Consider the following 10,960-nt stretch of genomic DNA (forward strand, 5'->3'; position numbering starts at 1 on the left):
CCGCATCCAAACAGGCGGGTTTCACCACACCCATCGGGGTGTCACCTTGACTTGCATCCAGGGGGGCGAGAAGTAACGGCCCCCCTCTGGGAGACGACCTACCATGTCCGACACGCGCTCACCCCAGGTCCTGCCGACCCGAAAGCCGACCCAGCACCTGGAGCGGTACTCGGAGGCGGACGTGCCCACGGCCCGCGGGGTGCTGAAGACCATCGTCTTCCGCGACAAGAGGAACGGCCGCGAGCACGTGGCGCTGGTGGTGGGCGAGCCCAAGGGGATGGAGGGGGTGCCGGTGCGCATCCACTCCGAGTGCCTCACGAGCGAGGTCTTCGGCAGCCTCAAGTGCGACTGCCGCGAGCAGCTGGACCGGGCGCTGGACTTCGTGTCCCAGAACGGGCTGGGCGTGGTGCTCTACCTGCGCCAGGAGGGCCGGGGTATCGGCCTGGGCAACAAGATCAAGGCCTACGCCCTGCAGTCCAAGGGCCTGGACACCTACGAGGCCAATCGCCAGCTGGGCTTCGCGGATGACTTGCGCTCGTACGACATCGCTGCGGAAATGCTGCGGTCGTTGGATGTGCGGTCGGTGGACCTGATCACCAACAATCCGCTGAAGATCGCCGGGCTGGTGGAGGAAGGCGTGGCGGTTCGGCGCCGAATCCCTTCCCGGACCGAGCACAATCCGCATAACGTCGACTATTTGAAGACGAAGCGTGAGCGTACGGGGCACCTGATTGAGCTCTTCGCGGAGGACGACGACACGGAAGCCAAGGCCGGCTGAGCGCCCGGCCCGGCGGAGCACCGCGCGCTTCGAGGTGCGCTTCTGGGGGGTGCGCGGTTCCATCCCCGCGCCAGGTCCGGCGACGAAGCGCTACGGCGGCAACACGCCGTGCGTGGAGGTCCGCTGTGGAGATGAGCTGCTCATCTTCGACCTGGGCTCTGGTGCGCGCGGGCTGGGAGATGCGCTGGTGGCGACGCGAAAGCCCGTCAAGGCGTCCATCTTCATCTCGCACTACCACTACGACCACCTGCAGGGCCTGCCGTTCTTCTCGCCGATGTTCTCTCCGGCGAACGACGTGACGCTGTACGGGTCACCTCGGGACGGCAAGTCGCTCAAGCAGATCCTGGCCGGGCAGATGGTGCACCCCTACTTCCCGGTGACGGCGGAGGAGGTGTTCCGCACGCGCCTGGCGTACCGGGACGTGGTGGTGGGCGAGGACATCCCGGTGGGCAAGGCCACGGTGCGCACGCTGGAGCTGAACCACCCCGGCGGCAACGTGGGCTACCGGGTGGACTTCGGCGGGCGCTCGCTGGTGTACGCGACGGACGTGGAGCACGGCACGGCGCTGGACGCGAAGCTGTTCGACTTCGCGCGGGGCGCGGACGCGCTGATCTACGACTCCATGTACACGGAGGACGAGTACCGGGTCCGCACGGGCTGGGGCCACTCCACCTGGGAAGCGGCGGTGCGCGCGGCGGACGCCAGCGGGGTGAAGCAGCTGGTGCTCTTCCACCACGACCCGGGCCGCGACGACGCGAGCATGGACAAGCTGCTGCGCGAGGTGCGCAAGCACCGCAAGGACGCCATCGCCGCGAAAGAGGCGATGGTCATCAAGCTGTAGAGGCTGTCACGGCCCGGGCGTCTTGAGCGCCCGGGTCACCGTCTCGCGCAGGCCCCGGAAGGGCAGCCGCGCGAGCGCCGTGGGCACGTCCACCCATTCGACGGCGTCGTGCTCCGGGCCCAGGCGCACCTGGGTGTCCGGCGCGGCGTGCACCGCGAAGCCGTGCTCCTCCACCAGCTTCGGCGGCAGCACTTCCCCCAGCGCGAACGCGTGGCGGTAGGCCAGGTCCACCACGGGGAGCAGGAGGCCCGTCTCCTCCGCCAGCTCGCGGCGGGCGGCCTCCGCGGGGGACTCGCCCGGCTCCAGGCGCCCCGTCACCGTCTGCCAGAAGCCACCGCGCTCCGGCGTCCGGCGCAGGAGCAGCACACGCGCCTCGGGCCCCCGGCCGTGCATCACGGCGACGCTCACCGTGCGCAGGTCCACCGTGCCGTCCACGCGTTGGGCATCGAAGACCTGGGTGAACTCGCGCGCGAGCACCTCCTCCACGTCCGGGACGGACACGGGGTGGCCCAGCTCGCGCTGCATGGACGTGACGCCCGCTTCGCGGATGCCGCACGGGACGATGAGCTGGAAGTGCTCCAGGTTCGTGTTCACGTTGAGCGCGAAGCCGTGCGTGGTGAGCCAGCGCGACAGGTGCACGCCAATGGCGCCAATCTTCCGCGCGTCCGGCGAGCCCTCCTGGCCCAGCCACACGCCCGGCCACTTGGGGATGGCGCCGGCGGTGAGACCGAAGGTCGCGAGCGTCTGGATGAGGCCGCGCTCCACGTCGCGCACGTAGCGGCGCACGTCGCGGCGCTCCGGTGGCAACAGGAGGATGGGGTAGCCCACCACCTGTCCGGGGCCGTGGTAGGTGACGTCGCCGCCGCGGTTGGTGTCGAACACCTCCACGCCCTCTTCCGCGAGGCGCGCGTCCGTGGCGGTGATGTTCTCGCGCTTCGCGGCGCGGCCCAGCGTGAGGACGGGCGGGTGCTCCAGCAGCAGCAGCGCGTCCCCGATGCGCTCCTGAAGGCGGGCCTCGCCGAACAGGTGCATCAGCTGCAGTCCGTCCTCGTACTCCACCCGGCCCAGGCGGAAGACGGTGAGCGTGTTCATGATGATCCCTTTCGCCCCCCTCGTGGGTTGTGGGATGGCGCGGCGGGCGTCTGGGCCGCTTCCAGGCTCCAGCTGCCCGCGTAGACGCGCGACAGGAGCGCCTGGAGCTCATGCCCCGCGCGTGGGGAGCGGACCGCTTCGGCGGCGAACGCCCCCAGGACTTCGTCCGTCAGTGTGACCGCCGGCTGGCGCAGGGCCAGGGTGCGGCGGGCCACTTCGACCAGCTCCGGCACTGTCGGGCGGCGCACCGGGAGGAGCACCTGCACGCGCTCCAGGAGCGACACCGGCACGGTGCCCTGCACGGCTTCAATCATGCCCGCGGTGGTGGGGACGGGCAGGCTGCCGCCCTCCCCTCGCACCCACAGGCCCAGCGATGACACGGCGCCACGAGCACTCATCACCACCGCGCGCGCCGGGCGGTTCGCGAGGAACGCCGTCAACGCGGCCTGTGCCCGGGGCTCCAGGCGGTCCACGTCCTCCACGAGGAGCGGCTCCGTGCCCGGGGTGGACTCCAGTGCGTCCACGGACGCGAGCACGCCCTGGCCGCGCCGCTGGAGCGTCTGGAAGAAGAGACTCTTGCCGCAGCCCTCCGGGCCCACGAGCAGCAGGCAGCGCGCGCCCGCCTGGACCGTGCGCTCCAGCAGGGTCTTCACCTCGTCGTGGCCCACCATCTCCACGGCCCCGGCGCGCGGCTCCTCCACCACCGGCTTGCGCACGGGAGACGGTGCGACGACGTCGCCCAGCAGGCCCTGGGATTCGCCCAGGCAGCCCTTGCAGATGAACGCGCCCGCCGGGCCCGCCACCAGGTCGCCGACCTCGCCTCGGGGCCGGCAGCAGAACGAGCACCATGCGTCCAGGGCCGGGTCCGCGCGGGTCGGGCCCCGCTCGATGATGCGCTTCTCGCGCCGACGGCTCCGCGCGGGTTCGGCGTGCACGGGCGAGGTGTCCTCGTCTGGCGGCCGCAGGAGTCCTCCGGGAACGACGGAGTCCTCGGCGCCCGAGGCGCGCAGCAGGCCGGTCGCGGGATCGAGCTCGTCCTCTTCCGGAGGCATGAGCATTCCGCCCGGGACGACGACGTCGTCGTCAGGGGCATTGCGCTGGCCGCTCGGACTGACGGCCTGCGTCCGACCGGACAGGGGCCGCGACTCAGCCGAGGCGGCTCCCTCCGCTGACGGCGGCGAAGCATCGCGATTCGCAGCCGAACGCGGCCCCCCGCCAGAAGCGGTGGCCCCCGCGCCTTCAAGCGAAGCTCGCGGGCCACCAGCATCGATACCGGCGGTTCCCTCGGGAACGGTGGCTGGGGTGGCGGCCTCGGCCGGGGGCGGCGCACCGATGGCGGCGATCCTTCCAGCGAGCCGGGGCAGGCCGGGTTCGGTGGGCGGCTCCGAGCCGCTGGCCACGGAGGGGTCCTCCAGCGTGTGCGCCACGGCGTCCGCCTTGTCGTTGAACGCGTCGGAGACGGCGTCGCCCCAGCTCACCGCGCGGAAGGCCACCGCGTCCTTGTTGCCCGTCATCGCCGCGGTGAAGGCCGGGCTGACGTCCGGGGCGCGGGCCTTCATCTGGCGCGCCTGCCGCAACAACTGCGAGGCGCGCGAGGTGTGCCCGGACTTCTGGTACAGCGCGGCGGCCTGCTCCAGGCACTGCGCCGCTCGCGCGCGGTCCCCCTGGAGCTCGGCGGTCTGCGCGGCGCGGATCAACTCACGGGGATTGTCGGCCATCGCGGATGCCCGCCTTCAACGTTGCTGTTCCGGAGGTCCCCCGCTTCCCGGCCGCCCCCCGGAGCAGGAGCGGTCGGGAGTGCCCCACGACGCGTGTCCTCACGCCATCGCGAGGAACAGCAGGTCCGGCGCTTCCAGGTACTTGATGATCTCGTACACGAAGCTCGCGGCGACATCGCCGTCGATGACGCGGTGGTCGCAGGACAGCGACAGGTTCATCATGTCCCGGACCACGACCTGGTCGTTCTTCACCGCCGGGCGCTTCTTCAGCTTGTGAACGCCCAGGATGCCCACCTCCGGGTGGTTCAGGATGGGCGTGGCGAACAGGCCGCCGCTCTGCCCCAGCGACGTGATGGTGAAGGTGCCGCCCGTCAGCTCCTCCATCTTCAGCTTGCGGTCGCGCGCCGCGACGCTCAGGCGGGTGATCTCCTTCGCCAGCTCGCCCAGCGTGAGCTGGTCCGCGTTGCGCACCACCGCCACCGTGAGGCCGTCCGGAGTGGCCACCGCGATGCCGATGTTGTACTCGCCGCGCACCACCAGCTCCTGCGTCGCCTCGTCGAAGTTCGCGTTGAGGTGCGGGAACTTCTTCATCGCGGCGATGGTCGCCTTCACGATGAACGGCAGGTAGGTCAGCTTCGTGCCGTCACCGGCCGCCGCCAGCTGGCTGTTGAGCCGCGTGCGCAGCGCGACCAGGTCCGTGGCGTCCACCTCCTCCACGAACGCGAAGTGCGGCATCGTGAACTTCGAGCGCACCATCTTCTCGGCGATCTTCTTGCGCAGGCCACGCAGCGCGACGCGCTCGTCGCCCTTGCCCGCGGACAGCGGCGCCGCCGGACGCGTGGCCTGGGGCGCGGGAGCCGCGACTTCGTTCTTCTTCGGCGCGCCGGTGCCACCCTCCAGCGCCGCCACCACGTCCGCCTTCGTCACGCGGCCCTGCGGGCCAGAGCCGGAGATCTCCGCCAGGTCCAGGCCGTGCTCGCGCGCCATGCGGCGCGTGACGGGCGTGGCCAGCACCTTCGTGGCGGAAGCCGGAGCCGCGGGCGCCGCCGCCTGAGCGGGGCTCGAAGCCGGAGCCGAGGGAGCGCCGTGGGACGGAGCCTGCGCCGCGGGGGCGCCGCCCTCCATCTCCAGCGTCACCAGCAGCTGGTGCACCTTCGCCATGTCGCCCTCACGGCCGTGCGTCTTCACGACGCGGCCGGCGTGGGGGGTGGGCACGGTGACGGTGGCCTTGTCCGTCATCACCTCGGCGAGCACCTGGTCTTCCTTCACCAGGTCGCCCTCCTTGACGTGCCACTTCACGAGCTCGCCCTCCGTCACGCCTTCGCCGAGATCCGGGAGCTTGAATTCGAAAGTCGCCATGAGCGGGAGTGTCTCTCTGGGGTAGGGGAAGGGGTGCGTCCGGTCAGCCGAGTCGCTCGACGCGCTCGCGCTCCATCAGGCCCTTCATGAAGAATTCGGCGGCGCGGTAGCTGGAGCGAACCAGCGGCCCGGACGCCACGTAGAGGAATCCGAAGGACTCCGCCAGCGCCTTGTAGGCTTCGAACTGCGGGGGCGTCACGAAGCGCTCCACGCGCAGGTGGTACTGCGACGGCTGCAGGTACTGGCCCAGCGTGAGCACGTCCACGCCCACATCGCGCAGGTCCTTGAACGTGCGCTCCAGTTCCTCGTCCGTCTCGCCCAGGCCCACCATGACGGACGTCTTGGTGTAGACCTTCTCCGGGCGGTTCTTGAGGTACTCCAGCACGCGCAGGGACTGGCGGTACGTCGCGCGGCGGTCGCGCACCGTGGGCGTCAGCCGCTCCACCGTCTCCACGTTGTGCGCCACCACGTGCGGCTTCGCCTGCGCCACCGTGGCCAGGTCCTCTTCCTTCCCCTTGAAGTCGGGGATGAGCACCTCCACGAGCGTGCGCGGGCTCTCCTTGCGCAGCTCCCGGATGGCGGACGCGAAGTGGCCGGCGCCTCCGTCCGGGCGGTCGTCGCGGTTCACCGACGTGACGACGATGTACTCCAGGTTCATCTCCCGCACCGCCTGCGCCAGATGGATGGGCTCCATCGGGTCCAGCGGCGGGGGCGCCCCCACCTTCACGTGGCAGAAGCGGCAGGCGCGCGTGCACACCTCGCCCATCAACATCACCGTGGCGGTGCCACCGCCCCAGCACTCGGCGATGTTCGGGCAGCGGGCTTCCTCGCACACCGTGGAAAGCCCCACCCGCTTCACGATGGCCTTCACCCGCTCATAGCCCTCGCCATGCGGCAGGCGCACCTTCAACCACTCGGGTTTACGGGTGCTTTCAGAGACCTGTGGGAGGGGAAACCTGTCGGGAGTCGCCATGGGTCGCGGGCCTTCTAGAGGGTGGGTGAAAGCAGGGTCAAGCGTGAAGCCCTAACGCCTCGCGTTAGCGCGGGCCAACCCCGAGGACAACTTCCGGGAGGTGTAACGCGGTGGACAGGGCGCGGCCATGCGCGGCGGGCAGCCCCATCCTCCAGCGGGACCCGAGCGGCGGGAGCGCCTCCTCGGCCGCCTGCCGGGCGGGGTGTGAGCACGACCTCGTGACTCAAGACAGCGGCGCCCGGCCCTCGAAGTGAGGACCGGACGCCGCCGGGGCCACGTGGCCGGGGGGACTACTGACCGAGGACCTGCACCTCGATGCGGCGGTTCTGCACGCGGCCCGCGGGGGTGTCGTTGGGGGCGATGGGACTGGCGTCACCCTCGCCGCTGACCTCGATGCGGTCCTGCGGGATGCCTCGGCGCACGAGCGCCCGGCTCACGCTCTCCGCACGGCTCTGCGACAGCTGACGGTTGGCGTCCGCGTCGCCGGTGGAGTCCGTGAAGCCATTGATGCGCACGCGCGAGTCAGGCTTCTCCTGCATCACGTCACCCAGCTCGCCCACCATCTTCTGGCTCTTGGCGGTGAGCTGCGACGAACCCGTCTTGAACTCCACGCCCTCCAGCACGAAGCCCTGCTCCGCGCTGGGGCCGTTGAAGGCCTCACGCAGGCTATTGGGGTCGCTCGCGCGCATCTTCTCCTGGCCCGAACCGCCGGTGCCCGCTTCCTCCTTCTTCTGGGTGTCCGCCGCGCCCGCGGTCTGCTTCTCCACGTCGCCGGAGCCGCCCGTGCCCTCATTGGTCTGCGTGCCGGCACCACCCGTGGCGGGCGGGGTCGGCTGCGCGGTATGCGGCGGCTCCGCGGGAGGCGTCGCGGGCTGCTGCGGCTGCGTGGGCCGCACGGGCTCGGGGGCCTGCGCGACGCGCTCCTGTGCGGGAGGCGGTGTGGTGCGGCTCACCTGCGGGGCCCGGGCGGACTCGTGCCTGCGTCCACGCAGGGCGCCCCACGCGAGCGCGACCAGGGCGAGCAGGGCCAGCGGAACGGCCCAGCCGGCGATGCTCTTCTTGCGCTCCGGTGGACGGTTGTAGGTCGTCCGCGGCGTCGCCTCGCGCACGGTGTGGGCCTCGCGCACGGGCGCCGTCTCACGGACCTGCGTCACGGTCTCGCGGTGGGGTTCGATGACCTCCGCGACGGCGTGGCGCGCACCGCCGAAGCCCAGGATGCCGCCCAGGCCCGCCGGCAGCGCGGCGGCGATGTTGTTGCGCTGGCCGTTGAGCAGCTGCATCAGCCCGGACGAGCCCATGCGCTGATCACGCACCTGTTTGCCCAGGACGCCCATCAGCATGGGGGCGGCCAGGGACAACAGCCGCGTCGCCGAGCCGGCGTTGCGCATCCCGCCGAAGCGCGTGAGCCCGTCGGTGATGCCGCCCAGCTTGTTGCCGAAGATGCCGCTCAGCATCCCCTTCCCGCTCTCCTCCTCGTCGAGGAGCCCCTCGCCCACGCCCCCGGCGCGAGGGGGCGCGTCCGGTCCGGTGTAGCCGCCCTCGTTGAGCTTCGTCAGCAGGCGGTGGGCACCGGCCTCGTTTCCGCCCTGGTCCGCGACGCCCGCGGCCACGGCGGCGATGGCGCCCGGCAGCGCCTTGGTGGTGGCCTGGGGATCCTCGCCCAGCGAACCGCTGATCTTCTGGAGCAATCCCTTCTGCATGAACTGTGAGCCGACTGCTTCGATCAGATTGAACGCCATGTGATGCCTCCCGGTTGGGTTCCGCACCGGGATGGCCGGTGCGCGAAGCCACCTCCCCACCGGACCGCGCGGGGCTGAGGGCTCTGGTGCAATCGATACGGAGCACGACGGCTGCTGGTAAGCCCTCCCGGAGAGGCCAGGGGAGAGCCCCCGGAGGGCCGTCACCTTCGCGGACAACTGCGAACGGGAGGCCATTCCGGCCCTCGCGTTCACTTGTCCCGCGGCGTCTCCAGAAGGGCGCGCGGGAAGTAGTGCGCGAGCAACTGCTCCGCGGTCCAGCCCTGCCGTGCGAGCAGGGCCGCGCCGGCCTGACAGAGGCCGACTCCGTGGCCGTGGCCCTGTCCTTCGAGGAGTGCCTGGTCACCGCCAAGCGTCATCGAGAACCGCGCGCTGCGGATCCGATCCCAACCGGCACGTGCTCCGAGCGCGCGGAAGAACGCGTCGCCGCGGCCCTCGCGTCCCGAAGCGCGGTCCACGATGCGCACCACCGCGCCGCTGGAGTCCCGGTCCAGCAGCAGGTCCTCCGCCTGCGCGGGGCCGCCGACCGCGACCGAAGCGGCGGCCGTCACCAACGCGCGAGGCACGACGGCGCGCCACGGAGACGCGGGACAGCGGTCGGGCACGGCGGCGGCACCGGTGAGGTCGGGGGCACCGAACACCGCCACGGGCTCGGCCGTATGTCCGCCGCAGCTCGCGTGGAATGGAGCGAGGGCCACTGCGCCACCGGGCAGCCGCAGCACGACGCCTTCCGTGGAGCGGGCGGCATCGCGCGCGCGGCGCAGGTGGCGGGCGAAGCCCTCACCGCGAAGGACCTGGCAGTGGGTGAGATCGCAGGCTCGGGCCTCGTCGTGCCGCTTGCCGGAAGCGAGCACATAGCTGCGCGCGGTGATGGCCTGGGCACGGAGCGCCTCGAAGGGGGTGTCGACCTCGGTCTCGCTCGCGGTGACGGCGGCGACGTAGGCCTCCAGCGCGAAGGTGGCGACGACGATCAGTTCACCGTCCCTGGCCTCCAGCGAAAGCGCGGCCTCATAGCGCCGGTCCAAGCCACGGCCACGCACATGCCAGCGGCCAGCATCGAGTCGCAGGGCGTGAGGCTGGGGGCGGCCGTCCACGACGAGCGTGTCTCCCGAGGCAACGACCTCCAGCGAGCGCGGACCGTCCAGCCGCAGCCGCGCGGGCCGGTGCTTGGAGAGGATGCGAACGTCGACCTGGGAATCGGCCACGGGCTGACGCGCGCGGGCGGCAGGCGAGGAGGACGCGCTCGCATCGACCGGTGAGTTGACTACGGGCGACGACCGCGCGGGCCGTGAAGTGGGGCCGACTTGAGTATCGCCTGTGGGCTTGCGCGCACGGGCAGCAGGCGCGGAGGGCGCGCTCGCATCGGCCGGCGAGCTGGCTGCTGGCGACGACCGCGCGGACCGTGAAGTGGAGCGGACCTGCGTATCAGCCACCGGGCGCAGCGCGCTTCGCCCAGACGAGGGGGCATCCAACGCGCCCGTACTCTCGACGCCAGGCGCCGTGCCCGCCACCAGCGCGGCGATGAGCACGGCCACGCCCGCTGCGTTCATCGGACCCGGAACCGCGTCACCGCCAGCGGCTCGGAGCCACCGGGCGCCCAGAGTTCCAACCGGCGCTCGCCCGCCACCGCTGGCAGTCGTGTCACGAAGGGCGGGCGCAGCTCGATGCGGCGGCCGTCGTCCGTGCGCAGCTCCAGCAGCTTCGCCCCCTGTGGCGCCATCACCCGCACGGGCACGGCCTGCGCGCTTTCGGGCAGCTCGGGCTCCACCAGGAACTCATCCCCGTTCGCCGGCAGGATGAAGCCGGGCTGCGCTCCCGGCCCTCCCTCGGCGCTCACGGACGTGGAGGCCAGTCCTTCCGCCTGTGCCCACGCGAGATACGCCGGGCCCACGTCCAGCGAGCCGTCGCCACGGTGCATGGTGCACGTGTGGCGCGGCGCCGTGCCCGGCAGGTAGACCTCCTTCATCGCGCCGGGACAGTTCGGGCCCGCGCGCTCGCCGGACAGCGGGCAGATCTCCGCGGCCTCGAAGTGGCTCCGGTCCACCAGTGGCGCGGCGCGCAGGCCCCTCATCGCCAGCGCCATCACCCGCGCGAACACCGGGCCCGCGCCCGTGATGCCGGACACCCCGCGCATCGGCGTGCCGTCGAAGTTGCCCACCCAGACCGCCACCGTGCGCTCGCGCGTGAAGCCCGCCGCCCAGTTGTCCACGTGCGCCCGGCTCGTCCCCGTCTTCGCCGCCACCCGGAACGGCAACCGCAACGCATTGTCCAGGCCGAAGGCCGGTGCCCGCGCGGCCTCGTCCGCCAGCACGTCCGTGAGCAGCTCCACCGGCCGAGCCGCCAGGAAGCGGTGCTCCTCCAACTCCTGCGGAATCCTCAGCGGCTTGCCATCCGGCCCGAACGCTACGCGCACCTCCCTCAACGGCCCCACCACCCCACCCC

At 71.7% G+C, this 10,960-nt stretch carries 8 protein-coding genes and 1 pseudogene; 2 read left to right on the forward strand and 7 right to left on the reverse strand.

The genetic code is table 11. The annotated features are described in order from the left end of the window. Nucleotides 1–103: 103 nt before the first annotated feature. A complete protein-coding gene (gene ribA, locus D7V77_RS19545; RefSeq protein WP_120577805.1) occupies nucleotides 104–778 on the forward strand; it encodes a GTP cyclohydrolase II in 675 nt (224 codons plus the stop codon). Between the two features lie 34 nt (nucleotides 779–812). After that, nucleotides 813–1,619, forward strand: coding sequence for an MBL fold metallo-hydrolase (locus D7V77_RS19550; RefSeq protein ID WP_120577806.1), 807 nt, complete (start codon nucleotides 813–815; stop codon nucleotides 1,617–1,619). A gap of 6 nt (nucleotides 1,620–1,625) precedes the next feature. On the opposite strand, the gene lipB is transcribed toward D7V77_RS19550, so the two are convergent. The 7 genes and pseudogenes from lipB to D7V77_RS19585 form a co-directional block, all read right to left on the reverse strand. Then, nucleotides 1,626–2,711 (reverse strand): lipoyl(octanoyl) transferase LipB, encoded by a 1,086-nt coding sequence (gene lipB / locus D7V77_RS19555; RefSeq protein WP_120577807.1) that lies wholly within the window; start codon nucleotides 2,709–2,711, stop codon nucleotides 1,626–1,628. Beyond that, nucleotides 2,708–4,429 carry a ClpX C4-type zinc finger protein gene (locus D7V77_RS19560; protein ID WP_120577808.1) on the reverse strand — a complete coding sequence of 574 codons (1,722 nt, stop codon included), beginning with the start codon at nucleotides 4,427–4,429 and terminating at the stop codon, nucleotides 2,708–2,710. Before D7V77_RS19560 ends, lipB begins: the two co-directional genes overlap by 4 nt. Nucleotides 4,430–4,528: 99 nt before the next feature. Next, entirely contained in the window at nucleotides 4,529–5,788 is a 1,260-nt protein-coding gene (locus D7V77_RS19565; RefSeq protein WP_120577809.1) for a dihydrolipoamide acetyltransferase family protein, read from the reverse strand. A 43-nt stretch (nucleotides 5,789–5,831) separates the two neighbouring features. Next, a complete protein-coding gene (lipA, locus tag D7V77_RS19570) occupies nucleotides 5,832–6,761 on the reverse strand; it encodes a lipoyl synthase (RefSeq protein WP_120577810.1) in 930 nt (309 codons plus the stop codon). Between the two features lie 290 nt (nucleotides 6,762–7,051). Further along, on the reverse strand, nucleotides 7,052–8,500 hold the full coding sequence (locus D7V77_RS19575) for an OmpA family protein (RefSeq protein ID WP_158624441.1): 1,449 nt from the start codon (nucleotides 8,498–8,500) through the stop codon (nucleotides 7,052–7,054). A gap of 209 nt (nucleotides 8,501–8,709) precedes the next feature. Next, on the reverse strand, nucleotides 8,710–9,723 hold the full coding sequence (locus D7V77_RS19580; RefSeq protein WP_158624442.1) for a SpoIID/LytB domain-containing protein: 1,014 nt from the start codon (nucleotides 9,721–9,723) through the stop codon (nucleotides 8,710–8,712). 341 nt (nucleotides 9,724–10,064) lie between these two features. After that, nucleotides 10,065–10,960 (reverse strand): annotated as a pseudogene (locus D7V77_RS19585) (penicillin-binding protein 1C); the annotation flags it as partial.

Origin of the sequence: Corallococcus sp. CA041A, from assembly GCF_003612075.1 — a bacterium.
In the GTDB taxonomy this organism is placed as follows: domain Bacteria; phylum Myxococcota; class Myxococcia; order Myxococcales; family Myxococcaceae; genus Corallococcus; species Corallococcus exiguus.